Consider the following 24,929-nt stretch of genomic DNA (forward strand, 5'->3'; position numbering starts at 1 on the left):
CTCCCTGACCGCCCGGCTGGCAGGATCGGGGCCATGCGCACCCAGACTCCTCGACCGACTCTCGGACTGTGTGGCCTGCTCGTGGCCGCCTTGGTCGTCGGCGGTTGCACCTCCTCGGGAGACGACGGCAACGGACCGGGGACGGCTGCCGACCTGCTTGTCCAGGGCCTGATCGCGAAGGACGTGACGGACGTGCCGTGGTCGACGGAGGCCTCCGCCATCGATCTGCCTACCCTCCTCGGGCCACTGGCCGACACCCCCGTCGCGGTGGAGGTCACGAACGTCGAGGCGAGCGCCGGGTCCGGCACGGCGACCCTGGCCTGGTCGTGGTCGTTCGAAGGTCACGACTGGACCTACGAGAGCCAGGCGCAGCTGGAGGAGGGGAGCGAGGAGTGGCAGGTCGAGTGGGCACCCTCGATCCTCGAGCCTTCGCTCGTCGCGGGCGAGACCCTGGACGTGGACACCCTGCCGGCCCAGCGCGGCGACATCATCGGCGCCGGCGGACGTCGACTGGTGACCGACCGCGACGTGGTGCGCTACGGACTGGACAAGGTGCGCATCAAGCCAGCCCAGGTGGCCGACAGTGCCCGCCGGATCGCCCAGGTGCTCGACATCGACGCGGCGTCGTACGTGAAGTCCGCGAAGCAGGCCGGGGCCAAGGCCTTCGTGGAGGCGCTGGTGCTGCGCCGCGAGGACACCGGCGAGGTCGGCTCGGCGTACGCCGAGATCCCGGGCGCCGCCGCGATCACCGACCAGATCCCGCTGGCGCCCACGCGGGAGTTCGCCGCGCCCATCCTGGGCTCGGTGGGGCCGGCCACCGCCGAGATCATCGAGAAGTCGGACGGGGCTATCCGCGACGGCGACGTGGTCGGCCTGTCAGGTCTGCAGGCCCGCTACGACGACACCCTGCGCGGCACCCCCGGACTGGCCGTCCAGGCCGTCGACTCCGAGGGCACCGAACGCCAGCTCTACTCCTACGACCCGGTCGACGGCACACCGCTCAAGATCACGCTCGAGGAACGTCTCCAGCTCAAGGCCGAGCGCATCCTGGCGGGGTTCGAGGGCGGTGCTCGCAACGCGACCGCGATCGTCGCCCTGCGGCCCTCCACCGGCGACGTCCTGGCGGCCGCCAACGGGCCGGGTGCGCAGGGCAACAACATCGCCACCTACGGCCAGTACGCCCCCGGATCGACCTTCAAGATCGTCTCCTCCCTGGCGCTGCTCCGATCGGGCCTCACCCCGCAGAGTCCGGTGGACTGCCCGGCGACGCTGGTCGTGGACGGCAAGAGGTTCAAGAACTACGACGACTACCCGAGTACGGCGCTCGGCCGGATCACCCTGCGCGAGGCCGTGGCCAACTCCTGCAACACCGCGATCATCGGTGCCGGGAGCCGGCTGCCCCGGGGGGCGCTGGCCGATGCCGCCGCCGCCCTCGGCCTGGGGGTCGACCACGACCTGGGCTTCCCTGCCTACTTCGGGCAGGTGCCGGCGCCGGCCAGCGAGACCGAGGCCGCCGCGGACCTCATCGGCCAGGGCAAGGTGCTCGCCTCACCACTGGCCATGGCGGCCGTGGCAGCGTCCGTGCGCAACGGCCGGGCGGTGCTGCCCCGGCTCATCCCTGCCGTGGACACCACCCAGACCGCGCCAGCGACGCCGTTGACGAAGCAGGAGGCAGGGCAGCTGCAGGAGCTCATGCGCGCCGTGGTCACCGAAGGCTCCGGCAACTTCCTGGCCGGCCTGCCGGGTGACGTGGGCGCCAAGACCGGCACCGCCGAGTACGGCGAGCCGGCCGCCGACGGGTCCCTGCCCACCCACACGTGGATGATCGCGACCCAGGGCGACCTCGCGGTCGCGGTGTTCGTGGAGACCGGCGAGTCCGGCTCGGGCACCGCCGGACCCCTGCTCGAGGCGTTCCTGCGCTGAGGTCGTCAGGCGCTCGGCTCCGCCAGCGCCACCGCAGCGGTCGGGGCCAGCGGCAGGTCAGGAGCCAGGAGTGCCCCGACCACGTGGTAGGCGTCCGGCTTGCCGTCCCAGGTCCGCGTCGAGACCTCCAGGGCGGGCGACAGCTCGTGATGCCAGGAGCCGTTCACCGGGTCGACGAAGTGGTCCGCCGCCAGCTGCCACCACGCCGCCGCCTGCTCGGCGTACACCGCTTCGCCGGTACGGCGGCCCAGGGCGTCGGCGGCCTGCAACGCCTCCGCGAGGACCCAGTGGAAGCGCTCCTCGACCACGGGACGCCCAGCCCAGTCCGTGGTGTAGCACAAGCCGTCTGAGGCAGCCCGGGCGAACAGGGCGACGGCGTCAGGCAGCAGCCAGGCCGGTGGGTCAGGCAGGGCGGCCTCCAGCTGGACCATCAACCGGGACCACTCGAAACCGTGACCGGGAGTGGCGCCGTACGGCCGGAACGGGTCGTCGGGGCGGTCCCGGTTGTGCTCGGGCAGGGCCTCCCAGGCGGAGGTGAAGTGCTCGACGAGGCGCCAGTCGTGTGCGCGCGCCACTCCGTGCGCCAGCCGCTCGACGATCTCCAGGGCCCGCTGCCGCCAGGCGGCCTGCCCGGTCACGTCGGCCACCACCAGGTAGGCCTCCACGGTGTGCATGTTGCTGTTCGCGCCCCGGTAGTCCTCACACGTGGTGAAGGAGCGGTCCCAGGACTCACGACAGGCACCCGCCTCCTCGTCCCAGAAGTGCGCCCGATGCACCTCGCAGGCGTCGACGAGCAGGTCGTGAGCCTCCGGGACCCCCGCTGCGGTCGCGCTGGCGGCGGCGAGCAGGACGAAACTGTGGTCGTAGCAGCTCTTGGTGGCGTCGAGCACCTGGCCGTCCAGCGCCACCTGGTGCAACCAGCCGCCGTACTCGACGTCGGCGAAGGTCGTGCGCAGGGTGCGGACCCCGTGCGCAGCGAGATCTGCGGCGCCGCCGCGTCCCAGCAGGGTGGCCAGCGAGAAGACATGGGTCATCCGCGCGTTGATCCACATCTGCAGTCCGGCGTCGGCCCGCGGGCGGCCCTCGGCGTCGAGCCAGGCGAATCCGTGATCGGTGCGCGAGCCCTCGGCGAACGTGAGCATCGTTGACAGCTGGTCGGAGCGCCACTGGGATGAACCGGGCGTCATCGGTCCCCCCTCGTGTGGTGGAGCCAGGCGAGGCCGGCGAACGGAAGCACCAGCGGGATGTAGCCATAGCCGCTGCCGAAGCCCGACCAGACCGTGTCGTCGGGGAAGGCGTTGCTGTCCAGGATGCTGAGCGTGCCCACCACGAGGACCCCGACCAGCTCCACCCCGCAGGCCACCCAGGCCACCCGACGCCACCGCGCCCCCGACTTCGCCAGCCCCACGGTCGCGGCGATGTAGACGACAGCGGCCAGGGCGGACAGGCCGTAGGGCACCGGTGCGTCGGAGGCCTTGGTGGCCAGCTGCACCACCGAACGTCCGGTCGCGGCGAGCGCGAACGTGGCGTAGACAGCGATGAGGACCCGGCCGGGGCCGGTGTTGGTCTCAGGCACCGCCGCTCCAGATCGTGTCGAGCCGCAGCAGCAGGAACGGGACCAGCAGCCCGGCCACGATGAGGACTGCCGTTCCGGAACGACTGCGTTCGCCGAGCGCCCAGATCGTGGCCAGCGGGGGGACCAGGACCAACCCGATCAGGTAGCCCACGAAGGTTGGACCGGACACGTCGCGGTCGGTGGCGATCAGCTTGAGCACCCCACTGACCAGCTGCCACACCGTCCCGACGGCGAGGAGCGCCACCGGGGCCAGCAGCCAGCGATCGGCGACCCGGTCGAGGACGACGTACCCCAGAGCCATCAGGGCCACGGCCAACGCGAGCACCGTCAGTGCGATCTGGAGCCAGTCGGTCACGTGCCCCAACATAGAGGGAGGCGCAGCTTTGGACGCGCGCGGCAGGGTGGAGGCATGGAATTCACCCAGCTCGGCCGCTCCGGCCTCTCCGTCAGCCGCCTGTGCCTCGGCACCATGAACTTCGGGCCCCTGACCAGCGAACCCGACTCGTTCTCGATTATGGACTCAGCCCATGACGCGGGCATCAACTTCTTCGACACCGCCAACGTCTACGGACAGGACAAGGGCAAAGGCGCCACCGAGACGATCCTCGGCAACTGGTTCGCGCAGGGCGGCGGCCGACGCGAGAAGACCGTGCTGGCCACCAAGCTCTACGGCGACATGGGCGAGTGGCCCAACGAGGGCAGGCTCTCGGCGCTGAACATCCGGCGCGCGCTGGACGCCTCCCTGACCCGGCTGCAGACCGACTACGTCGACCTCTACCAGTTCCACCACATCGACCGGCGTACGCCGTGGGAGGAGATCTGGCAGGCGATGGAGGTCGCGGTCGCCCAGGGCAAGATCCTCTACGCCGGTAGCAGCAACTTCGCCGGCTGGCACATCGCCCAGGCCCAGTCCGCCGCCGCGTCGCGGCACTTCACCGGGCTGGTCAGCGAGCAGTCGATCTACAACCTCGTCACCCGCGACATCGAGCTCGAGGTGATCCCGGCAGCAGAGCACTACGGTCTGGGCATCCTGCCCTGGTCGCCGCTGCAAGGTGGGCTGTTGGGCGGCGTACTCAAGAAGGACCAGGAGGGCAAGCGGCGCCTGCAGGGTCGTGCCAAGGAGGCGGTGGAGCAGCGCCGGCCGGCGATCGAGGCCTATGAGGCCTTCGCCGCCGAGCTCGGCCACGAGCCCGGCGACGTGGCGCTGGCGTGGTTGCTGCACCAGCCGGCCGTCACCGCCCCGATCGTCGGGCCGCGCACCCAGGAGCAGCTCGACGCCGGCGTGCGGGCTCTGTCCGTGACGCTGGACGAGGCAGCCCTGGCCCGCCTCGACGAGATCTTCCCCGGTCGCCAGACGGCGCCCGAGCACTACGCCTGGTGACTACAGCACCGTGAAACCGCCGGGCAGGGGGTGGCGGCCGGTCGCGGCGAGCAGCAACGTCGCAGCGGCCCCGCCGGCCACTGCCCGGTCGGAGATCAGGGCCAGGCTCACGCGGGCCGCATCCGCGGGCGGCCTCGGCTCCGTGCCCAGGGCGATCGCCAGGTCACAGGTATGCACGGTCAGCTCGAAGGTGCGCGTGGGCAAGTAGTCGATCAGTCGCATCGCACCCACAGGAGTGTCGACGTGGTCGTCGGCGAGGGCGTTCGAGACCAGAGCGACCACCCGGTCCCTGATCTCGCGCACGGCGCCGACCGGGTCGGCCCCCAGGGCCTCGCCGGCTGCCACCCCGCGCTGCGAGACCGCCGCCGGGTCACCGATGGAGGCCAACGCGGCCGTGAAGTACGCCGAGGGCGTCTCCAGGTCGACCGGTCCGGGGCCGGGGCGCAGGTAGGCCTCGACGGTCAACAGCGAGCGGCTGGTGTGGCCGACCAGGTCGCGGACCGTCCACTCCCCGAGTCCGGGGGAGCCCCAGCCGTCGTCGGGGCAGGCGGCCACCAGCTCGGCGTACCAGTCCGCTGCCTGTGTGAAGGCAGACGTGGCGACTTGCCACTCACGGGACGGCATGACCGGATGCTAACGCTCAGCGGGTCGCAGTGCGCTCGTTGAGGCGGTCCAGCGCCGGACCATCAGCGACCCCAGCGCGCCGCTGGCTCCACACACCAGGGCCCGGGCTCGTCAAGCTGCATGGCACCAGTGTGTGGGAGCGCCTGTGACGGGGCTGTGGATGAAGGCGCGTGGTTGTCGGTGCTGGCTGTTTCGATCCAGGTATGAGCATTCAGCAGCTGCACGAGCCGGCAGTGACCGGCTGGCTGGAGGCTGCACGGGACGCGGTCCTCGAAGGTGCTGCGGTGCCCGCGGTGGCCATCGCGGAGACTGAGCTGGCCACCGCGATCGACGCTCTGTCCCGTTTGGAGTCCCAGGTGGCGGCCTGGCGCCTGGCCCTGGTGGCGGAGGTCGATGCCCGCGGGGTGGCGGCCGGGGCGGCCGAGACCGGCACCGACGCCTGGCTGGCGAAGCTGACCGGCGACACGAGGGCGGTCGCGGCCGGTGGCCTGTTCCTGGCTCGCCGGTTGCAGGAGACCTACGACAGCACGCGCGCCGCCTTCGCGGCCGGCCGGCTGAGGATGGATCAGGTGCGCGTGATCGTCCAGGCGGCCGATCGTGCACCAGACGGCGCGAGCGCCGCGCAGATCCGCGAAGCCGAGGAGCTCCTGGTCGCGAAGGCGACCGGTGACGCCAACCGCTCCGGTCGACCGATGGACGCGCGACACCTGCGCCAGGTGGCCCGCCGGATGTTCGAGACGATGTCGGTCCAGGTCGCCGACCAGCACGAGTCCGAGCTGCTGGGTGAGGAGGAGCGACGGGCCCACCGCGAGACCTGGCTGACGCTGCACGACAACGGTGACGGCACCTTCGCCGGGCGCTTCGTGATCCCCGAGCTCCACGGACAGCTGCTTCGGTCGGCGCTCGACAGGCTCACCGCTCCCCGCCGCCTCGGCCGCGACAAGGGCGGTGAACTGGTGGTGGATCCGACGCTGCCCACCGCCGGTCCCTGCCTGAGCTGGTCCGAACGTAACGGAGTGGCCTTCCTGGAGCTCCTCGAACACCTGCCGACGGCCGGTCACAGCGGCAATGTCGCGACGTTGGTGGTGCAGCTCGAGCTGGACGCCTTGCTGTCGGGCATCGGCGCCGCCGGCCTCGACACGGGCATCAGGATCTCCGCCACCGAGGCCAGGCGCCTGGCCTGCGAGGCCGGGTTGGTGCCGGCCGTCCTCGGTGGGCCCTCCGTGCCGCTCGACCTGGGACGGACCAGGCGACTGCATACCCCGAGTCAGCGCCAGGCCCTCTCCGTGGCCCACGATTCCTGTGCCGTCGCGGGCTGTGAGCGACCGTTCGCCTGGTGCGAGATCCACCATCTGCACCCGTGGTCCCGCGGCGGGCACACCGACCTCGACAACGCCCTCCCCCTCTGCGGGTTCCACCACCGGCGCGCCCACGATGATCTCTTCGACCTCCGCCGTCACAGCTCGGGTGAGTGGCGCTTCCACCGACGAAGATAGGACCATGCGCTGGCCCGGCAGCCGGTCGTGCCGCGACCAGGGCAACTCATCAGTAACCAGCCATTGTGACGCCGACCACCTCGGCATAGGTTCTCTGTGACGCGGTCGGTGACCGCGCTTTCGAGGAGGTCGCAGTGACAGGAAGTTCGTCAGCGGGTGCAGCAGGCCTGGAGAGCTTCGACTACGTGGTCGTGGGGGCCGGCAGCGCCGGGGCGGTTCTGGCCCATCGGCTGACCGAGGACCCGGGCACCACCGTGCTGCTGCTCGAGGCGGGCGGACCAGCGGACGCCGACGAGATCAGCATCCCGGCGGCGTTCGCCAATCTGTTCAAGACCAGGTGGGACTGGAACTACCAGACCGTCGAGCAGAAGCAGCTCAACAGCCGCTCGGCGTACTGGCCTCGGATGAAGGCGCTGGGCGGCTGCTCGTCGATGAACGCCATGATCTACATCCGCGGCAACCGGCTGGACTACGACACCTGGCGTGACGCGCACGGCGCCGAGGGGTGGGGCTACGACGACGTCCTCCCCTACTTCATCAAGGCAGAGGGCAACACCCGACTCGGCGACCCGTTCCATGGCCAGGACGGTCCCTTGCACGTCGAGGACCGGCGCTACACCCATCCCCTCACCGAGGCCTGGGTGGAGTCTGCGATCACGGCCGGCTTCAAGCCCACCGACGACTTCAACGGCGCGGAGCAGGAAGGCGCCGGGCTCTACCAGGTGACCTGCAAGAAGGGCCGCCGCTGGTCGACCGCCAAGGCCTACCTCGAACCCGCCATGGATCGCGCCAACCTGACGGTCCGCACCGGCGCGCTCGCGGAGCGGCTCGTCCTGGACGGGGCGCGTGCGGTCGGGGTGACCTACCGCTCCCAGGGCGAGAGCGTGACGGTCCACGCCGATGCCGAAGTCATCCTGTGCGGGGGCGCCATCAACTCACCACAGCTGCTGATGCTCTCGGGGATCGGCCCGGCCGCGCACCTGCACGAGTTCGGCATCGACGTCGTCAGTGACCTGGCCGGGGTGGGGCAGAACCTGCACGACCACCCTGCAGCCCCGATCGTGTTCCACACCAAGGACATCAGCGACCTCGCCGACTACAACAACCTGGTCAACTTCGCGCGCGCCAAGGCCACCGGCACCGGGCCCTTGGTCTCCAACATCGGCGAGGGTGGCGGCTTCTGGAAGAGCCGGGACGACCTGGCCGCGCCCGACCTCCAGGCGCACGTGGCGCCCAGCGGGTTCTGGGACAACGGTCTGCACGAGCCCACCACCCGCAAGGTCACCGTCGCACCCACCTTGGTCAACGTGTCCAGTCGCGGTCAGCTCCGCCTGCGCTCCACCGATCCGAGGTGGCACCCGGAGATCGATCCGGCGTACTACGACGACCAGGCCGACCTCGACGCCATGACCGTCGGCGTCCGCCGCCTGCTCGAGACGGTGCGCACCGGCCCGCTGGCCAACTACATCGAGGCGCCCGCCATGCCCGGTCAGGCGGACCCGACCGACGCCGAGATCGTCGAACACCTTCGCCGTCACACCCAGACGCTCTACCACCCGGTCGGCACCTGCGCGATGGGCACCGGGGAACACGCGGTGGTCGACCCCGAGCTCAGGGTGCGCGGGATCGACGGACTGCGGGTGGTCGACGCCAGCGTCATGCCGGTGGTTCCTCGCGGCAACACCAACGCCCCCACGATCATGATCGGCGAGCGAGCGGCGGACCTGATCCGCGGCCGCGTCACTGGAAAGGCAACCCCATGACTCACCTCACCGAGTCCGACGTGGACAAGCTGGAGTCGCTCAACCCTGCCACCGGCGACGTGGTCGGCGTCCACGCCATCGACGACGCTGCGTCCGTCGCGGCCGCCGTGGCCCGGGCCCGCGAGGCAGTGGACTGGTGGACCGGGCTCGGTTTCGACGGCCGCAAGCACATCCTCGGGCTGTGGCGAGGCGTGCTGACCCGGCGCATGGGCCAGCTCGCAGATGTCGTCCACCAGGAGACGGGCAAGCCGCATGGCGATGCCCAGCTCGAGATCGGGTTGGCCATCGAGCACCTGGCCTGGGCCGCCTCCCACGCTGAGAAAGTGCTGGGGCGCAAGCGGAAGGCCCCCGGGCTGCTGCTGGCGAACCAGGCAGCGACGGTGGAGTACCTGCCACTGGGCGTCATCGGCGTGATCGGGCCCTGGAACTACCCGGTCTTCACGCCCATGGGCTCGATCGCCTATGCGCTGGCCGCCGGCAACCCGGTCGTCTTCAAGCCCAGCGAGCTCACGCCTGGTGTCGGTGTGTGGCTTGCCGATGCCCTGGCCGAGGTCGTTCCCGCATCAGCCCCCGGTGCGTTGCTGCAGCTCGTCATCGGTCGCGGCGAGACCGGCGCGGCCCTGTGTCGCGCCGGCGTGGACAAGCTTGCCTTCACCGGTTCGACTGCCACCGGGAAGCAGGTGATGGCCGCCTGCGCCGAGAGCCTGACCCCGGTCGTGATCGAGGCGGGAGGCAAGGACGCCCTGCTGGTGGATGCCGACGCCGACATCACGGCCGCGGCGGACGCCGCAGCCTGGGGAGCGTTCTCCAACGCCGGCCAGACGTGCATCGGCGTCGAACGTATCTACGTCCATGAGCGCGTCTACGACGCCTTCCTCGCCGAGCTCACCGCCGCCGCGAAGGGCGTGCGGGCCGACATCGACGGACAGCTCGGCCCCATGACGCTGCCGAGTCAGGTCGACGTGGTGCGCAGCCACATCGATGATGCGCTGGCCCGCGGAGGTCGCGCCGTCGTCGGCGGGCCGGGGGCAGTGGGGGAGCGCTTCATCCAGCCGACGGTGCTGGTGGACGTCCCTGAGGACTCCACGGCGATCACGGAGGAGACCTTCGGTCCGACCGTCACGGTCACGCGAGTGGGCTCGATGGACGAGGCGGTGGACCTGGCCAATGCCGGGAAGTACGGCCTGGGCTCGACGGTCTTCTCGGCGAAGCGGGGGCCGGAGCTGGCGCGCAGGCTGCGTTCGGGGATGACCTCGGTCAACTCCGTGATCTCGTTCGCCGGGATCGCCTCGCTGCCGTTCGGGGGCGTCGGTGACTCGGGGTTCGGTCGCATCCACGGAGCCGACGGTTTGAAGGAGTTCACCTTCGCCAAGGCCGTCGCCCGGCAACGCATCAAGCCCGTGATGAACCTGACGACGTTCGGACGCGACGCCAAGACCGACACGGCTTTCGCCACCCTCGTGACCGCACTGCACGGTCGAGCCACGCAACTGGGCAAGCGCAAGCGCCGAGGCTGATCCGGCCCGGCTCGCCAGGAGGATCCGCAGCGCCGGAGCCGCATGGGATCATCTCCTCCATGATTCCCCGGTCCTCCCTCGCCTCGGGCATCCTTGTCGTCGTCGCGTCGATCCTGCTGCCGTTGGCGTTGGTCTCGGGGTGGCTGGCGGCCGTCGTCACCGACACCGACAGCTATGTCGACACGGTGGCGCCGCTCGCGTCCGAACCGTTGGTGCAGTCGGCCGTGGAGGTCCGCCTCGAGCGCGTGGCCCTCGAGGCGATCGATCTCGACAAGCGGGAGCAGCAGCTCAACGACCTGTTGGCCGACGGCAGTCTGCCGCCCCGTCTCCGGGTCGGGTTGTCGGCGCTGTCGGGCACCGCGCGTGGTGCGATCACGGCCACGGTCCACAACGCTGTCGTCCGGGTGATCCGGGATCCGGAGTTCGCGGTCGCCTGGGCGGAGGCGAACCGGTCGGCCCATGAGCAGCTCGTCGCGGTGCTCTCCGGTGAGGACAGCGAGCTCGTCGACTCCGACGGTCGGATCAGCATCCAGCTCGACACCCTGTTGACCACCGTGTTCAGCATCCTCGACGACGAGGGCCTCGTGGATGCGGCGGCCCTTCCGGAGCTGCAGGCCAGCTTCGCCTTCGTCAAGGCGGATGACCTCGAGAGGGCGCAGCGATATTACGACCTTCTGGACCGGCTGGGCTACTGGCTCCCGGTGCTGTGGCTGCTTCTCGTCGGGCTCGCTGTGCTGCTGGCTCGCAACCGTCGCCGGGCTGTCCGCTTCCTCGCGTACGCCGCCATCGTCGGCGTGGTGCTGCTGGCCATCGGCCTGAAGGTGGCCCGAGCCCACGTCACCGGCCTGGTGGGACCGGAGGACACGGACGTGGTCCGAGCCGTGTGGGACATCTTGTTCGTGGCGCTGCGCGCCTCCATGCGCGCGCTGCTCGTGGCGGCGCTGGTCGCGCTCGTGCTGACCTGGCTGACCGGACCCGCGCGCAGTGCTGTTCGGGTGCGGCAGCTCGCGGTCTCACCAGGGCGGTCGGTGTCGGCCGTCACGGGTCCGGCCGCCGCCATGGTGATGGGAGCGGCCGTTCTGGCGTTCGTGATCTGGGTGGTGTGACTCCCCCGAGGATGACCACGACCGCGGAGAACCTGCGTCGAAACGGACATCACGGACGGATTTCGGAGGTTCTGCCGTGCCACTATGAACCGTGAACAGGATTCATGTCGGCGATGTCGTCAGGTTGCTCGTCTCCTGGTTCCTGTCCTTCCTGGCGCTCCTCCTGACGGCCGAGCTCCTGCCGGGCTTCACGTTCACCTCGTGGCTGCCGCTGCTGGTCGCGGCCGCGGTCACCGGACTGGTCGGCATGATCGTGCGTCCCATCCTCGTCCAGGTCGCGGCGACGATCGGCTGGATCGCCGTGGCGATCGCCACGATCTTCGGCCAGGCCCTCGTCATGCAGCTGGCCCTCACGGTGGTGCCTGGGGCGACCTTCCGCCACCTCTGGACCGCGGTGGCCGCAGCCTGGATCGCCGCCGCGTTCGGCACCCTGCTGGCCTGGATCGTCAGTGCCGGGACAGATGACTCGTTCGCCGCCACCCTCCTGCGAACCCGCCCGGCGAAGGTCGCGGACCCCGAGATCGACGGTGTGCTGTTCGTCCAGCTCGACGGCGTCTCCTTCCCGGTGATGCAGTGGGTGCTGCAGTCCGGTTCGATGCCGACGCTGCGACGCTGGGTGGACAGCGGGTCGCACGGCGTCCACGAGTGGACCGTGCAGATGCCGTGCACGACGCCGGCCAGCCAGCAGGCGATCCTGCAGGGCCACGCGTCCGGTGTGCCCGCGTTCCGCTGGTACGACCGTGAGCTCGCCCGGGTCCTGGTGGCCAACCGGCCGGACGACGCGGCGATCATCGAGTCCCGCGCCAGCACCGGACTGGGCCTGTTGGCCGACGACGGGGTGTCGATCTCCAACCTCTTCACCGGGGACGCACCCAAGGCGGCCATGACGATGAGTCGGCTGGAGGTGAGCCGTGGCTCGCGGCGTACCCGGGTCGTCTTCGCCCGCTTCCTGCTGCGCCCCGACGGCTTGTCGCGCAGCGTCTCGAGGACGATCGCCGAGGCGGTGCGCGAGCGGTTCCAGGCCAAGCGTCAGCACCGCCAGGACATGCACCCACGGGTGCACCGGTCCTGGACCTTCGCCGGACTACGCGCCTTCACCAACGGTCTGTTGCGCGACCTCAACACCGCTGTGGTCGCCGAGGAGATGATGCGCGGCGCCAAGAGCATCTATGTGAACTACGTCGACTACGACGAGGTGGCCCACCATGCCGGCGGCACGCGACTGGAGTCGCTCATCGCCCTCACCGGTCTCGACAACGTGCTGTCGGTGCTGGAGAGGGTCGCGGCCGGGGCAGCGCGGAAGTATCACATCGTGCTGCTCAGCGACCACGGACACTCCACCGGCGAGCCGTTCGCGTCGCGCTACGGCACCAGCCTCAGCGAGCTCTGCACCGAGCTGACGCACGCTCCGTCGACCAGCCTCGAGGACAACGTCGAAGGCTGGGGCCGCGTCGACTCGGTCATCGAGGACCTCGGCGGTGGCGGCACGTCCGGTGTCCAGAAGGCTGCCGCGCGCCGCATGGACCGCAAGCTGGCACCCGAGGAGTCGGCCCCGGACGTCGAGTTCGTGGTGGTCGGCAGCGGCAACCTCGGGCTCGTGTTCGTGCCAGAGCCCGAACGACTGACCCTCGAGGAGCTCGACCGGCGCTGGCCCGCGCTCGTGTCCGGCCTGGCGACCCACCCGGGTGTCGGCTTCGTCTCCGTCATGTCGGAGGGCGGACCCGTCGCCATCGGTGGAGCCGGACGCCGACACCTCGCCACCGGGGTGGTCGAGGGGGAGGACCCGCTGGTGCCGTTCGGGGATCACGCCCCGGCGATGCTGCTCTCCCTGACCCAGATGGCCCAGTGCCCCGACATCCTGGTCAACAGCGCCATCGATGCGGGCACCCAGGAAGTCGCGGCTTTCGAGCCACTCGTCGGGTGTCACGGTGGCTTGGGTGGGTGGCAGGACCGCGGCTTCGTCCTGGCTCCTCCTGAGCTCTTCCACCCCGACCACCAGATCGTCGGCGGCGACGAACTGCACCTTCACCTCATCGGGATCCTGGAGTCACTGGGACACCGGAAGAACCTCGCGAGGAGCACCCCATGAACGTCCCGGGCACGTCCACACTTCCCCGCACCACCACCTTGCTGGTCGGTGTCGCGGCCCTGTTCTTCATCATTGCCGGCCTCAGGTCGGCCAGCGGCATCGTCGGGCCCGGGATGCTGGCGCTGGCCCTCACGATCGTGTTCCATCCGCTGCGGGCGGCCCTCGACCGGCGGATGCCACCCTGGGCGGCGTCCGTGGTCGTCCTGGTCGCCGCCTACGTCCTGATCGTGCTGATGACGCTGGCACTGGTCGTCTCGGTGGGTCGCCTGGCCGTCCTGGTGCCGTCGTACGCCCCGCAGATCAACGACCTGGTCACCGACATCGGCCACTGGCTCGCCGACCGCGGGGTGGGCACCGACCAGGTCGACGCGGTGGTGGGGGCCATGGACGTGGGCAAGGTGGTCGACGTGGCCACGGCGCTGCTCGGCAGCATCCTCAGCATCTTCACCAACCTGTTCTTCATCATCACCCTGCTGCTCTTCCTGGCCTTCGACGCAGCGCACGTCTCCAGGCTGGCTGCCGGGGCACGTGCGCACCGGCCTGAGCTGGTCGACGCCCTGTCCCACTTCGCCCAGGGCACCCGCAGCTACCTGGCGGTGTCGGCGGTCTTCGGCCTGATCGTGGCGGTGATCGATACCGCGGTGCTGGCGCTGATGGGCGTCCCGGGGGCGTTCGTGTGGGGAGTCCTGGCGTTCGTCACCAACTTCATCCCCAACATCGGTTTCGTGATCGGCGTCATCCCCCCGGCGGTGATCGGCCTGCTCGAGGGTGGCCCCAGCCTGATGATCTGGGTGATCGTCGTGTACTCGCTGATCAACCTCGTCATCCAATCGGTGATCCAGCCCCGCTACGTCGGCAACGCGGTGGGCCTGTCGACGACGCTGACCTTCATGTCGCTGGTCTTCTGGGCCTGGGTGCTCGGCCCCCTGGGGGCGCTGCTCGCCGTCCCGATGAGCCTGCTGTTCAAGGCGCTCCTGGTCGAGGCCGATCCGGCGTCTCGGTGGATGGAACCCCTGATCAGCGGCAAGCCCGCGGGGGATCCGGTCTGATGCGCTTCGGGGGCTGGGACCGCCCACTGCTCAGCCTGCTGGGTCTGCTGGCTGCCTACTATGCGGTGCCCGTCAGCTTCGAGAAGACGTCGGTGATCGTGCTCGGGCTCATCGTCACGCTGGCTGGGCTGGCTCTCCTCGGCCTCATGCTGGCCCGCGAGGTGCGCCACCTCGAGCGTGGCGACTCCGTTCGGAGTACGCCGGTGCTGGCGATGGCGGTCGCGGTCGTCGTGATCTCGTTCTCGATGAGCTTCTACCTGCTCGAGCGGCTGGGTGACCACCAGATGGTAGGACTGGGCACGCGCACCGATGCGCTCTACTTCACCCTGAGCACCATGGCCACCGTCGGCTACGGCGACGTGCACGCGGAGGGACAGCTGGCCCGCGGCTTCGTCTGTGGTCTCATCGTCTTCAACGTCGTGGTCCTCACCGCCCTGTTCCGTGGCTTGGCCAACCGGCGGGCGTCGTCCTGATCCTCCGAACGCTGCTCCTTGCGTGCGGCGTCATTGCAGGGCAGCGGTGAGCCGCATCGCGTTGTCGACGTACCTCTTGCCCCACGGGCGGCCGCGCCACTCCTCGAGGGTGAGTTCGCGCGAGACCGCACGGTAGCTGTCCTCCACGTCGCGGAAGCGCCGCACGATGTCGCCCCCGGTGAGCATCAGCGAGACCTCGTAGTTGAGGGCGAACGAGCGCATGTCCATGTTGCTCGAGCCGATCACCGCGACGTCGTCATCGATGGAGAAGTGCTTGGAGTGCAGGACTGCCGGAGCGGGGTAGAGGTGGATGCGTACGCCGGCCTCGAGCAGCGCCTCGTAGTACGAGCACTGCGCGTGGTAGACCATGAACTGATCGCCCTCCTCGCTGACGAACAACTCCACGTCGACCCCGCGGCGCGCGGCCGTGGTGACGGCGTAGAGCAGGGGCTCGTCCGGCACGAAGTAGGGGCTCGTGAGTGAGACGCGAGCCTGTGCGGAGTAGATCAGGGCGGTGAACAGCCGCAGGTTGTTCTCGGTCACATAGCCCGGGCCGCTGGGCAGCACCTGGGCGGTCACCGTCTCGGGGCCGTCGGGATGGACGGTGACCGTGTCGGTCCGGATCTCGTCCCCGAGGCGCTCGTGGGCCTCGGTGTACCAGTCCTTGGCGAAGACTGCCCGCAGCGCATTGACCGCCGGGCCGTCCACCCGAGCCACGAGCTCGACCCATTCCCGGCCGGCCGCATGGTTCTTGGGCTTGTTGTAGCCGGGCTCGATCAGGTTCTGCGAACCGGTGAACGCGACGCGCCCGTCGGCCACCATGATCTTGCGGTGGTTGCGCAGGTCGGGGCGCTGGAACTTCCCCTTGAGGGGCTGCACCGCCAGCATGGGGTGCCAGGCGATGCCGGAGGTCTGCAGCTTGGCCACGAAGTCCTTGTAGCCCGGGATGCCGCGCGAACCCATGTGGTCGAACAGCAGGCGCACCGTGACACCCCGGGCCGCCGCGGCCACGAGCGCCTCGAAGAACGGTGAGGTGACCTCGTCCCACGCGGAGATGTAGAACTCGACCTCGATGCTGTGCTGCGCCTCGGTGGCGGCGCGCGTCATGGCCGCGATGGCGTCGGCGTACCCGGGGAAGAGCTCGATGTGGTTCCCGGGCTGGAGCGGCAGGGAGCCCAGGTTGCGGTTGAGGATCGCCATCGACGCCAGGTACGGCGGCGGGCCGCCCCCGGAGGTCGAGCCGTTCTCGGTGGTCGAGCCGCTCTCGGTGGTCGAGCTTGTCGAGACCACTCTCTCGGTGGCCGCACGGATCGCCTCGTCTGCCTCCTTCTGGCGAGCCTGGCGCTTGGCGCCGATGTTGGTGCGGCCCAGGAAGAGGAACACCACGAACCCGGCGAACGGGATGACCAGGATCAGGATCAACCAGGCCATCGCCGAGGAGGGCTTCTTGTTGGTCGGGAGCACGCCGATGGCCAGGAACTTGATGACGTAGTCGGTGATGACCAGGAGTACGCCGAGAACCGTGAGGATCGTCTGCACGAGCGAACTCTAGGCCTCGGCGGTTTTGCGTGCACTCGGTTCGTGGCTGCGGCATGATCATCTCGCTGGATCATGGCTCGAGCGAAGGGTGCGGTTCGATGCCGACAGATGATTCGTGGCCCGAGGCCAGCCAGCTGATCGAGCACCGTCAGTGGCGTCCGGAGTGGACCTCTGACCGGCCCTGCCTCTACTGGTACCTCACCTTCGAGAACCAGCCGGCCTTCTGGTCGGCCTGTCACGAGCTGACCAGCGTGCTCGAGGCGATCGAGAGTGTCGATGTGATCCCCCACGAGTGGTTGCACCTGACCCTGCTCGAGGTGGGCTTCGTCGACGAGGTGGACGAGCACCGGTTGGCCGCCGTGGTGGCCGCTGCCAGCGAGGCACTGGAGGGCTGTCCTCCGTTGCAGCTCGAGCTCGGCCCGCTGAGCACGATGGTGGACTCGGTGGTGCTGCGCGTGTCGGCGACACCGGCCCTGTTGGACCTGCAGCGTCGACTCGACCAGGCGCTCCGAGCGATCGGCGGCGGGGTGAGTGCTGCGGAGCCGTTCTGGCCGCACGTGAGCCTGGGCTACCTCAATCAACCGTGCGAGCGCAGCAGCATCATCGGCAAGCTCCGCGCCGACGCTGCTGTCGACGCCTTGGACGATCTGGTCATCGTGGTCTCCGAGCCGCAGCTCACGTTCGCGGCCGTGACCCGCGAACGCGATCACTACCAGTGGCGCGTCGAGGCGGTCGTTGCGTTGGGGGCGGACGCTGAACAGGACCTCACCGGCTGAGCCGGCCTTCGCTCCGCCATGGCGATTCCTCTCTCCGGCCTACTCTGAAGAGGTGAGAACCGCCCGGTTGCCCAGTGTTGCAACTCACCACGTCCATGCCGGTGGACGCACCAGATGAAGCCCAGCATCGCCGCTGTCCTGGCGGTCGCCGTCCTCGTCGTCGCCGGTTGCAGCAGTAGCGACGACACCGGCAGCAGCAGTACGCAGAAGCACAATGACGCCGACGTCGCCTTCGCGACCGAGATGACCCCGCACCACGCCCAGGCGCTGGTGATGGTCGACATGACCGAGGGCAGGGACGTGGACCCGGCCTTCGCGGACCTCACCGCCGCGATCAAGGCCGCCCAGGCCCCGGAGATCGACCTGATGGGCGGCTGGCTCGAGTCGTGGGGTGAGGAGGTCCCCGAGGGCACCGGCCTGCACCACATGGACGGCGCGAGCATGGGTGACATGGCCAACGCGATGTCGGAGGAGGATTTCGCCCAGCTCGACGAGGTGAACGACAGGGGCTTCGAGGCGATGTGGCTGAGGATGATGATCGCGCACCACGAAGGCGCGATCGACATGGGTGAGGCCGAGGTCGAGGACGGCAGGTATCCACCCGCTCTCGATCTCGCCGAGCACATTGTGAGCAGTCAGCGGGCGGAGATCGAGACCATGCGGGCGATGCTCGAGCAGTAGGTACGCTCGGGAGCCATGACTCCTGCGCAGCTGCTGTCCGACGCCTTCGGGCGGATCCACGACGGCGGGGTCGCGGTCCTCGACGGCCTAGACCCTGACCAGTTGGCGACCCGTCCGGGTCCGGACGCCAACCCCGTCGGGTGGCTCGTGTGGCACCTCACCCGGGTCCAGGACGACCACGTCGCCGACGCCGCGGGCATCGAACAGGTGTGGACCGCCCAGGGTTTCGCGGATCGCTTCGCGCTGCCGTTCGAGGTCTCGGCGACCGGCTACGGGCAGTCCCGCCTGGAGGTGGGACAGCTCCGCGCGGACGCCGACCAGCTGAGGTCGTACCTGACGGCGGTCCACGAACAGACCCTCGGGTACGTCGCCGGGCTGGACGCGGGTGATCTGGACCGGGTGGTCGACCACCGGTGGGACCCGCCGGTGACGCTCGGCGTCCGCCTGGTCAGTGTCATCAACGATGACCAGCAGCACCTGGGACAGGCGTCCTACGTGCGGGGGCTGCTCGGCCTGTGAGCGCGGTTTCCAGATAGCGTCAGCCAGTGGCCAACCCCCGCAGCCTGCTGGCTGACACCCGTCCGCTGGAGAATGTGCACTTCCGCCGGCTGTGGCTGGCCAACATCGTCACCGTCATCGGTGCCCAGCTGACGGTCGTGGCCGTTCCCGCGCAGATCTACGCCATGACGGGGGCGTCGGCGTACGTGGGTCTGACGGGGGTCTTCGGCTTGGTGCCGTTGGTGATCTTCGGGCTCTGGGGTGGGGCGCTGGCGGACGCGATGGACCGGCGCACCGTGCTGGTGTGTACGACGCTCGGCCTGATCCTCACCAGCGCTCTTTTCTGGGCACAGGCGGTGAGCGGTGCCAGCAACGTGTGGTTGCTGTTGGGGCTGTTCTCGGTGCAGCAGGCGTTCTTCGCGGTCAACCAGCCGACCCGCAGCGCCGTGCTGCCCAAGCTGCTCCCACCCGAGCAGTTGCCGGCCGCCAACTCGCTCAACATGACCGTCATGCAGGCCGGGGCGATCGCGGGGCCCCTGGTCGGCGGTGCCCTGATCCCGCTCCTCGGCTTCTCGTGGCTCTACCTGGCCGACACGGTGACCCTCCTGGCCACCCTGGGAGCCGTGGTCGCTCTTCCCCGGCTCCCCGTCGAAGGGGTGGCGATCACGCCGGGGCTGCGATCGGTGATCGACGGGCTGGCCTACCTCAAGGGTCATCCGGTGCTGCTCATGTCCTTCGTGGTCGACATCATCGCCATGGTCTTCGGGATGCCCCGGGCGCTGTTCCCCGAGATGGCGCACACGAGCTTCGGGGGACCGACCGAAGGTGGGCTGGCGTTCGCCCTGCTGTTCGCGGCGATTCCGGCGGGCGCGGTGATCGGCGGCATCTTCTCCGGCTGGGTGTCCCGGGTGGAACGGCAGGGCCTGGCAGTGATCAGTTGCGTCATCGTGTGGGGCCTGGCGATCGTGGGGTTCGGCGTGGCCACCGGCCTGGCCCAGGGCAGTCCGGGGGTCTTCCTCTGGATCGCCGTGGGGATGCTCGTGGTCGGTGGGGCTGCCGACATGGCGTCGGCGGCGTTCCGCACGAGCATGCTCCAGACGGCAGCGAAGGACGAGGTGCGCGGCCGACTCCAAGGGGTGTTCATCGTGGTGGTCGCGGGTGGCCCGCGGGTCGCCGACGTGGCCCACGGTGCCTCGGCGGCGATGGTCGGGACCGCCGCCACGGCCGCCGGCGGCGGGGTCCTGGTGGTGGTGGGGACCGTCGTGGCCGCTCTGCTGGTGCCGGCCTTCGTGCGCTACCGCCTGGTGCGCCAACCCCTCACCTGAGCCGGATCCACCAGCGCCGTGGGAGGGTTCTCCCATGCACTTCGTCGGCGTCGATCTCGCGTGGGGTCAACGCAAGCCCACCGGTCTGGCAGTGCTCGACGACACGGGCCGGTTGGTGCACATCTCCTCGGTGAGCACCGACGAGGAGATCCGCGAGGCGCTGGCGCCGTACGTCGAGGACGACTGCCTGGTCGGCATCGACGCGCCGCTGGTGGTCACCAACGCGAGCGGCAACCGTCCGGCCGAGGCGGCACTGAACCGGGACTTCCGGGCCTTCGAGGCCGGCGCCCACCCCTCCAACACGGCCAAGCCGGAGTTCAGCACCACCCCGCGCGGAGCACGGCTCGCGACGGCTCTGGGTCTCGACATGGACCCGGGGTCCACGAGTGCGCGGCGAGCCATCGAGGTCTACCCGCACCCCGCCACCATCGCCCTGTTCCGGCTGGGCCGCACGCTCAAGTACAAGAACAAGCCCGGACGTTCCCTCGGGGAGTTGAAGGGCGAGCTGCGCCACCTGATGGACCTGCTGTCCGGCTTGGCGTCAGCACAGCCGGCGCTGCACGTGGCCGGCCATCCGCCCTGGCGCACGTTGGTGGCCGACGTGGAGACGGCTACCCGCAAGAGCGAGCTGCGCCGGGTGGAGGACCAGGTCGATGCGGTGGTCTGCGCCTACGTGGCTCTCTACGCCGTGCGTCGTCCTGCGGACATCACGGTCTACGGGGACTTCGCGGAGGGCTACATCGTCACCCCGACGCTGCCCGCCGATCATCAACCCAGTGCCCGTCCGCCCCGGCCGAGTCCGATCAGCCGCGCCGTTCAGGAGTACGCCGCCCGGCACCCCGCCCTCGAGCGTGCCGGAGAGGAGTTCGTGGCGCTCATCACCACGATCCTGGACGACGGCGGCATCAACTACCTGAGCGTCACCGGCCGCACCAAGAGCATCGCCTCGTTCGCGGAGAAGGCCTCCCGCCTGGCCCCGGACGGCAAGCTGCTCTACCCCGACCCCCTCACCGACATCACCGACCAGATCGGGATCCGGGTGATCACCTACGTGCAGAGTGACGTCACCGCAGTGGCGGACCTGCTGGCCGACCAGATCGCCGTGCTCGATGACCGGGACATGGGCCAGGAGACCGCCCGCGAGGGCCGTTTCGGCTACGCGAGCCGGCACCTGGTGATCTCGCTCGACGCCGGCCGCGCGGCCTCCCCGGCCTTCGCCTCGATGCATGGGCTCGGGGCGTCGGTGCAGATCCGCACCGTGCTGCAGCACGCCTGGGCGGAGTTCGAGCACGACATCCGTTACAAGGGCACCATCCCTGACGAGCACGTGCGCGACTTCGACCGGCGTTTCACGTTGGCTGCGGGACTGCTGGAGCTGGCCGATCGGGAGTTCTCCACGATCTGGGACCGGCTCCGGCCCGAGGTCGCCGAGCAGCGCACGGAGACCGCCGACGACGACCCGCGCATCAGCCCCCGGGAGCTGGCCGCCTTCCTGGCCGGGCAGTACTCCGACGCCGGCTGGTCGCGCACCGACCACTACGCCTGGATCTCCGGACTGCTGCTCGAGCTCGGGATCACCTCCCTCGACGAGCTCGGCGATGCCCTGCGCACCGTGGACGACGTGCAGATCAGTGCGCAGATGGGCTACCGCTACCCGCCCGGCGCCGTACGCCGCCTCGACGACGCCCTGCTGGCGGTCTATCGGGAGCGCTATCTCGGCCTGCACGGCAATGTCCACCGGGAGGCGTTGCTGCGCACCCGTCTCGAGCGTATGGGTGGTGCCCCTCAGTGACCCGGTTCAGCAGCTCGACGCAGACCTCGTCGGTGGTGAGGGCGGAGCGAGCAGCGATCTGGGAGGCGTTGACCGACCCGGTCCTGCTGCCGAAGCTCACCCCGTTCCTGCACTCGATCGAGGTGGACACCGACGAGCGGGGCCACCTCTGGCACTGGCAGCTGACCCGGATCCCCGTGCTCGGGGTCAGTGTGGTGCCGGCCTTCACCGAGCGGATGATGTTCGACGAGCCGCACCGCATCGACTTCGTGCACGATCCGCCGCCGGGCAGGTCCGAGCGGGCCGGGGTCGAAGGGCAGTACCTCCTGGCCGAGGCGGAGGCCGGCACCAAGCTCTCGATCAGCCTGTCGGTGGCCGTCGACCTGCCCTTGTCCCGGTTGGCTGCGCCGGCGGTGGGCATGGCGATGAAGGGCGTGATCAGCACGATGGGCGTGCGCTTCTCGTCCAATCTGCTGCACCACCTGGGCATCGACTGACGCGGTCGTATCACCGCCCCGAGCTCACGGCTCTTTACTTTCGTGCCTGGAGATCGGTGTGTGAGCGACCTGGTGCTGGAGGGCGGAGGCGTGAAGGGCGCCGGCCTGGCCGGCGCTGTCAGCGTGCTCGCCCGGGACTACGACTTCCACCGGGTGGCCGGCACCTCGGCCGGGGCGATCGTCGCGGCCTTCGTTGCGGCCGGCCTGCAGGACCGGCTCGAGTCGATGCTGGTCGACACGGACTTCTCGGGGTTCCTGGATCCTGGGGCCGCCGGCCGCCTGTTCGGCCCCCTCGGGAGCGGCCTGGACGTGATGCTGCGCGAGGGCATCTACCGGGGCCGGGTGTTGCACCGCTGGGTGGCGGCCACGCTCGCGGAGGCGGGGGTGCAGACCTGGGGGGACTTGCGGGTCCCGGGGGCCGACGCTCGCACGCCGGTCGAGCAGCGCTACCGCCTGGTCGTCATCGTCTCGGACGTGACACGCGGGCGGATGCTCCGGTTGCCGTGGGACTACGAGCGGCTGCTGGGCTACTCACCCGATGCGATGCCGGTGGCGGACGCCGTGCGCGCCTCGGCATCGATCCCGTTCTTCTTCCGGCCCTGGCGCCTGCGCGTCGACCCGGCGCTCACCGACGGGAGGAACGAGTTGGTCTTGACCGACGGGGCGATGCTCTCCAACTACCCGATCGACCTGTTCGACGACGAGCTCGACCACCCCACGATCGGGGTCAAGCTGTCGGGCCGGCTGCGGCTGTCCGAGGAGAAGTGGAATGACGCCGACGACCCACTCTCCTTGGCTCGCGCCCTGGTGGCGACGATGACCAACGCGCACGACCAGCTCTACGTCGACCAGGCGTCGGTGGCCTCGCGCACGATCTTCGTGGAGACCAGCGGCGTTCGTGCGACGGACTTCAGGCTGGACGCGGTGGAGAAACGGATGCTGTTCGCGAACGGCGCCCGCTCGGCCGGCGACTTCCTCGCCGATTGGGACTACGACGCGTGGCGGGCGAGGTACGCCGCCCCGGTCGCAGGCGTTGCCTGACGGGCGGACGCCGGCTCAGTGGCCGGGCTCCCCCTCGATGTAGGTGGGTGGGCCCAGCGCGACCGCCTCCTCGGGGTCGGCTGTCGAGGCGCGGGCATCGGCGAGCACGTCGGCGGGCACGTGCTGCTCGAGGAACCGTCGCGCCATCCGGGTGGCGGGGTGCACCCCGATGGTGGCGAGCACGATGATCGCAGCGATCACCAGCCAGCCGGCAGCTCCCCAGCTCAACGCCAGGAATGTGTAGAGCGCTGGCGCCCACACCTTGCCCAGGGTGCTGCTCAACTCGGCGGCTCCCTGGTAGGCGCCCCGCTGGCGGGGGTCCATCAGTTCGGCCTCGAACGCCCAGCTCGCGGCGGAGAGGTAGAGCTCGGCCCCGGTCACGGTGACGTGGCCCAGCCAGACCAGAGCGATCGTGGTCCAGCCGACCGTGTCGTGGGTGATCAACGTGATCACGCACGAGATGACGAAGAAGCACGACGAGACCCGCACCGATCTCAACGCGGTCGGGATGTCCCCGACGCCACGAGACACCGTCATGGGCAGGAAGATGCACATCACGGTGTTGGTCCCGAAAAGGAAGGCCAGCAGCACCCGCGGGGCATCGGTCTCCTGCACCAGCCACAGCGGGATCACGGTGTGCAGCAGCACCTGGTTGGTCCAGAAGACACCGCCGAAGAACGTGGTGAGCAACCAGCCCGGGTTGCGCAGCGGTCCTGGCCCGGGGATCTTGACCAGTCGGTCCTCCGGCGTCCGCTCGTCGTGCGACGCCTTCGGCAGCCGTCCGATGGCGACGGCATTGACCAGGAACATCGCCGCGGTGAACCAGGGGAGTGCGTGCAGCAGTTGGTTGGAGTGGAAGGCCAGCGCGATCCCGCCGATCAGGGAACCGAGCGTGAAGCCCACATTGAGCGCCGAGTACATGTAGGCGCGCGACCTCACCCGTTCCTCGGGCGGCAGCACGTCGATCGTGTAGGCGCCGTGCGCCGCGTTGCCCAGCGCGCCGATGACCTCCATGCCGACGGCCATCGCGACGTAGCCACGGAAGTCGGTGATGAAGGGCCACACGGCGAACATCGCGCCCTGCCCCGTCGCACTGAGGGCCCACATCTTCTTGGGCCCGTAGCGGTCGACGAGCTTGCCCATCGGCAGGGCGGCCAGGAAGGAGGCGATGCCGGCCAGGGTCAGTCCGAGACCCACCTGGGCTGCGGACAACCCCACGATCTGGGTGAAGAACACCGCCGATCCGGTCATGAATGTGCCCTCACCGAGGGCGAACAGGAGCGACTGGACGCCCAGGCGACCGGCGAGCGGCGACGGGGGGCGCGCGGAGCGCAGCAGGGCGGCGAACATCGCCACTACCCTGCCCGGTCCCACCGACACTTGTCGCGGGAGTTTTCCGGGTCGTCCGCGCAGGCGCGACACCGGCCGGGGACCTCAGTAGGGTTCAGCCCATGGCTGCTGACTGGAGAACCGACCTCGTCGACCGCATCCGTGCCCTCATCGTCCAGGCCGAGCCCCAGGTCGAGGAGGAGGCGAAGTGGCGCAAGGCGTCGAACCCGGACGGTGTCCCGACCTTCTCGAGCTCAGGGCTGATCTGCACGGTCGAGACGTACAAGGACAAGGTGAAGGTCACGTTCGCCAAGGGTGCGACGTTGGCCGACCCGGCTTCCGTGTTCAACGCCAGCCTCGATGCCGGCACCCGACGCGCCGTCGACCTCTTCAGTCCCGGCGACCTCGACGACGCCGCCTTCGTGGCGTTGGTCCGCGAGGCCGCCGAACTCAATCGGGCCTGATCCGCGGCGGG

At 69.8% G+C, this 24,929-nt stretch carries 23 protein-coding genes; 17 read left to right on the forward strand and 6 right to left on the reverse strand.

From position 1 onward, the window contains the following. The first annotated feature begins 33 nt into the window (after window positions 1–33). A complete protein-coding gene (locus tag AB7I40_RS08510; protein ID WP_428345532.1) occupies window positions 34–1,923 on the forward strand; it encodes a penicillin-binding transpeptidase domain-containing protein in 1,890 nt (629 codons plus the stop codon). Between the two features lie 5 nt (window positions 1,924–1,928). Here AB7I40_RS08510 and AB7I40_RS08515 read toward each other — a convergent pair whose 3' ends face one another. The 3 genes from AB7I40_RS08515 to AB7I40_RS08525 are packed head-to-tail and all read right to left on the reverse strand — an operon-like array spanning window position 1,929 to window position 3,854. Continuing rightward, window positions 1,929–3,110 carry an AGE family epimerase/isomerase gene (locus tag AB7I40_RS08515; protein ID WP_428345533.1) on the reverse strand — a complete coding sequence of 394 codons (1,182 nt, stop codon included), beginning with the start codon at window positions 3,108–3,110 and terminating at the stop codon, window positions 1,929–1,931. Beyond that, complete coding sequence (locus AB7I40_RS08520; RefSeq protein WP_428345534.1) at window positions 3,107–3,499, reverse strand: hypothetical protein; 393 nt, start codon at window positions 3,497–3,499, stop codon at window positions 3,107–3,109. Before AB7I40_RS08520 ends, AB7I40_RS08515 begins: the two co-directional genes overlap by 4 nt. Next, window positions 3,492–3,854 carry a hypothetical protein gene (locus tag AB7I40_RS08525; RefSeq protein WP_428345535.1) on the reverse strand — a complete coding sequence of 121 codons (363 nt, stop codon included), beginning with the start codon at window positions 3,852–3,854 and terminating at the stop codon, window positions 3,492–3,494. The genes AB7I40_RS08520 and AB7I40_RS08525 overlap by 8 nt, the downstream gene beginning before the upstream one ends. A gap of 54 nt (window positions 3,855–3,908) precedes the next feature. Between AB7I40_RS08525 and AB7I40_RS08530 the strand changes: the two genes are divergently transcribed. Continuing rightward, the gene (locus AB7I40_RS08530; protein ID WP_428345536.1) at window positions 3,909–4,880 is read left to right on the forward strand and encodes an aldo/keto reductase; all 972 of its coding nucleotides are present in this window, start codon (window positions 3,909–3,911) and stop codon (window positions 4,878–4,880) included. On the opposite strand, the gene AB7I40_RS08535 is transcribed toward AB7I40_RS08530, so the two are convergent. Further along, window positions 4,881–5,504, reverse strand: a complete 624-nt coding sequence (locus AB7I40_RS08535) for a maleylpyruvate isomerase family mycothiol-dependent enzyme (RefSeq protein WP_428345537.1) — start codon at window positions 5,502–5,504, stop codon at window positions 4,881–4,883. 203 nt (window positions 5,505–5,707) lie between these two features. On the opposite strand from AB7I40_RS08535, the gene AB7I40_RS08540 reads away from it, so the two are divergent. The 7 genes from AB7I40_RS08540 (at window position 5,708) to AB7I40_RS08570 (ending at window position 14,997) form a co-directional block, all read left to right on the forward strand. Beyond that, window positions 5,708–7,000, forward strand: a complete 1,293-nt coding sequence (locus AB7I40_RS08540) for a DUF222 domain-containing protein (RefSeq protein WP_428345538.1) — start codon at window positions 5,708–5,710, stop codon at window positions 6,998–7,000. Between the two features lie 134 nt (window positions 7,001–7,134). After that, window positions 7,135–8,763 carry a GMC family oxidoreductase gene (locus tag AB7I40_RS08545; RefSeq protein ID WP_428345539.1) on the forward strand — a complete coding sequence of 543 codons (1,629 nt, stop codon included), beginning with the start codon at window positions 7,135–7,137 and terminating at the stop codon, window positions 8,761–8,763. Then, window positions 8,760–10,280, forward strand: a complete 1,521-nt coding sequence (locus tag AB7I40_RS08550; RefSeq protein WP_428345540.1) for an aldehyde dehydrogenase family protein — start codon at window positions 8,760–8,762, stop codon at window positions 10,278–10,280. The genes AB7I40_RS08545 and AB7I40_RS08550 overlap by 4 nt, the downstream gene beginning before the upstream one ends. Before the next feature lie 59 nt (window positions 10,281–10,339). Then, window positions 10,340–11,386, forward strand: a complete 1,047-nt coding sequence (locus AB7I40_RS08555; RefSeq protein WP_428345541.1) for a hypothetical protein — start codon at window positions 10,340–10,342, stop codon at window positions 11,384–11,386. A gap of 91 nt (window positions 11,387–11,477) precedes the next feature. Beyond that, window positions 11,478–13,475 carry a phage holin family protein gene (locus AB7I40_RS08560; protein ID WP_428345542.1) on the forward strand — a complete coding sequence of 666 codons (1,998 nt, stop codon included), beginning with the start codon at window positions 11,478–11,480 and terminating at the stop codon, window positions 13,473–13,475. Beyond that, a complete protein-coding gene (locus AB7I40_RS08565; RefSeq protein WP_428345543.1) occupies window positions 13,472–14,524 on the forward strand; it encodes an AI-2E family transporter in 1,053 nt (350 codons plus the stop codon). Before AB7I40_RS08560 ends, AB7I40_RS08565 begins: the two co-directional genes overlap by 4 nt. After that, window positions 14,524–14,997, forward strand: a complete 474-nt coding sequence (locus tag AB7I40_RS08570; protein ID WP_428345544.1) for a potassium channel family protein — start codon at window positions 14,524–14,526, stop codon at window positions 14,995–14,997. Before AB7I40_RS08565 ends, AB7I40_RS08570 begins: the two co-directional genes overlap by 1 nt. 30 nt (window positions 14,998–15,027) lie before the next feature. On the opposite strand, the gene cls is transcribed toward AB7I40_RS08570, so the two are convergent. Beyond that, window positions 15,028–16,536, reverse strand: coding sequence for a cardiolipin synthase (cls, locus tag AB7I40_RS08575; RefSeq protein ID WP_428345545.1), 1,509 nt, complete (start codon window positions 16,534–16,536; stop codon window positions 15,028–15,030). A gap of 98 nt (window positions 16,537–16,634) precedes the next feature. Here cls and AB7I40_RS08580 point away from each other — a divergent pair, with 98 nt between their 5' ends. The 7 genes from AB7I40_RS08580 to AB7I40_RS08610 all read left to right on the forward strand — a co-directional run bounded on the left by AB7I40_RS08580 (window position 16,635) and on the right by AB7I40_RS08610 (window position 23,125). Continuing rightward, a complete protein-coding gene (locus AB7I40_RS08580; RefSeq protein ID WP_428345546.1) occupies window positions 16,635–17,312 on the forward strand; it encodes a 2'-5' RNA ligase family protein in 678 nt (225 codons plus the stop codon). A 114-nt stretch (window positions 17,313–17,426) separates the two neighbouring features. Next, complete coding sequence (locus AB7I40_RS08585) at window positions 17,427–17,993, forward strand: DUF305 domain-containing protein (RefSeq protein ID WP_428345547.1); 567 nt, start codon at window positions 17,427–17,429, stop codon at window positions 17,991–17,993. 15 nt (window positions 17,994–18,008) lie between these two features. Then, entirely contained in the window at window positions 18,009–18,512 is a 504-nt protein-coding gene (locus AB7I40_RS08590) for a mycothiol transferase (protein WP_428345548.1), read from the forward strand. A 26-nt stretch (window positions 18,513–18,538) separates the two neighbouring features. Beyond that, window positions 18,539–19,816, forward strand: coding sequence for an MFS transporter (locus tag AB7I40_RS08595; RefSeq protein WP_428345549.1), 1,278 nt, complete (start codon window positions 18,539–18,541; stop codon window positions 19,814–19,816). Window positions 19,817–19,850: 34 nt separating this feature from the next. Then, on the forward strand, window positions 19,851–21,608 hold the full coding sequence (locus AB7I40_RS08600) for a DUF429 domain-containing protein (protein ID WP_428345550.1): 1,758 nt from the start codon (window positions 19,851–19,853) through the stop codon (window positions 21,606–21,608). Beyond that, the gene (locus AB7I40_RS08605; RefSeq protein WP_428345551.1) at window positions 21,605–22,084 is read left to right on the forward strand and encodes an SRPBCC family protein; all 480 of its coding nucleotides are present in this window, start codon (window positions 21,605–21,607) and stop codon (window positions 22,082–22,084) included. Before AB7I40_RS08600 ends, AB7I40_RS08605 begins: the two co-directional genes overlap by 4 nt. 60 nt (window positions 22,085–22,144) lie before the next feature. After that, entirely contained in the window at window positions 22,145–23,125 is a 981-nt protein-coding gene (locus tag AB7I40_RS08610; RefSeq protein ID WP_428345552.1) for a patatin-like phospholipase family protein, read from the forward strand. 15 nt (window positions 23,126–23,140) lie between these two features. On the opposite strand, the gene AB7I40_RS08615 is transcribed toward AB7I40_RS08610, so the two are convergent. Further along, window positions 23,141–24,475, reverse strand: coding sequence for an MFS transporter (locus tag AB7I40_RS08615; RefSeq protein WP_428345553.1), 1,335 nt, complete (start codon window positions 24,473–24,475; stop codon window positions 23,141–23,143). 101 nt (window positions 24,476–24,576) lie between these two features. On the opposite strand from AB7I40_RS08615, the gene AB7I40_RS08620 reads away from it, so the two are divergent. Then, window positions 24,577–24,918, forward strand: coding sequence for a DUF1801 domain-containing protein (locus tag AB7I40_RS08620; RefSeq protein ID WP_428345554.1), 342 nt, complete (start codon window positions 24,577–24,579; stop codon window positions 24,916–24,918). Window positions 24,919–24,929: the final 11 nt, after the last annotated feature.

The sequence above is a fragment of the Nocardioides sp. genome (genome assembly GCF_050246775.1).
GTDB lineage: Bacteria > Actinomycetota > Actinomycetes > Propionibacteriales > Nocardioidaceae > Nocardioides.

Coding starts and splice junctions, on each gene's coding strand:
- AB7I40_RS08590 (WP_428345548.1), top strand. CDS start 18,009: ATGACTCCTGCGCAGCTGCTGTCCGACGCCTTCGGGCGGATCCACGAC.
- AB7I40_RS08550 (WP_428345540.1), top strand. CDS start 8,760: ATGACTCACCTCACCGAGTCCGACGTGGACAAGCTGGAGTCGCTCAAC.
- AB7I40_RS08540 (WP_428345538.1), top strand. CDS start 5,708: ATGAGCATTCAGCAGCTGCACGAGCCGGCAGTGACCGGCTGGCTGGAG.
- AB7I40_RS08585 (WP_428345547.1), top strand. CDS start 17,427: ATGAAGCCCAGCATCGCCGCTGTCCTGGCGGTCGCCGTCCTCGTCGTC.
- AB7I40_RS08510 (WP_428345532.1), top strand. CDS start 34: ATGCGCACCCAGACTCCTCGACCGACTCTCGGACTGTGTGGCCTGCTC.
- AB7I40_RS08515 (WP_428345533.1), bottom strand. CDS start 3,110: ATGACGCCCGGTTCATCCCAGTGGCGCTCCGACCAGCTGTCAACGATG.
- AB7I40_RS08615 (WP_428345553.1), bottom strand. CDS start 24,475: ATGTTCGCCGCCCTGCTGCGCTCCGCGCGCCCCCCGTCGCCGCTCGCC.
- AB7I40_RS08530 (WP_428345536.1), top strand. CDS start 3,909: ATGGAATTCACCCAGCTCGGCCGCTCCGGCCTCTCCGTCAGCCGCCTG.
- AB7I40_RS08565 (WP_428345543.1), top strand. CDS start 13,472: ATGAACGTCCCGGGCACGTCCACACTTCCCCGCACCACCACCTTGCTG.
- AB7I40_RS08535 (WP_428345537.1), bottom strand. CDS start 5,504: ATGCCGTCCCGTGAGTGGCAAGTCGCCACGTCTGCCTTCACACAGGCA.
- AB7I40_RS08600 (WP_428345550.1), top strand. CDS start 19,851: ATGCACTTCGTCGGCGTCGATCTCGCGTGGGGTCAACGCAAGCCCACC.
- AB7I40_RS08620 (WP_428345554.1), top strand. CDS start 24,577: ATGGCTGCTGACTGGAGAACCGACCTCGTCGACCGCATCCGTGCCCTC.
- AB7I40_RS08570 (WP_428345544.1), top strand. CDS start 14,524: ATGCGCTTCGGGGGCTGGGACCGCCCACTGCTCAGCCTGCTGGGTCTG.
- AB7I40_RS08555 (WP_428345541.1), top strand. CDS start 10,340: ATGATTCCCCGGTCCTCCCTCGCCTCGGGCATCCTTGTCGTCGTCGCG.
- AB7I40_RS08580 (WP_428345546.1), top strand. CDS start 16,635: ATGCCGACAGATGATTCGTGGCCCGAGGCCAGCCAGCTGATCGAGCAC.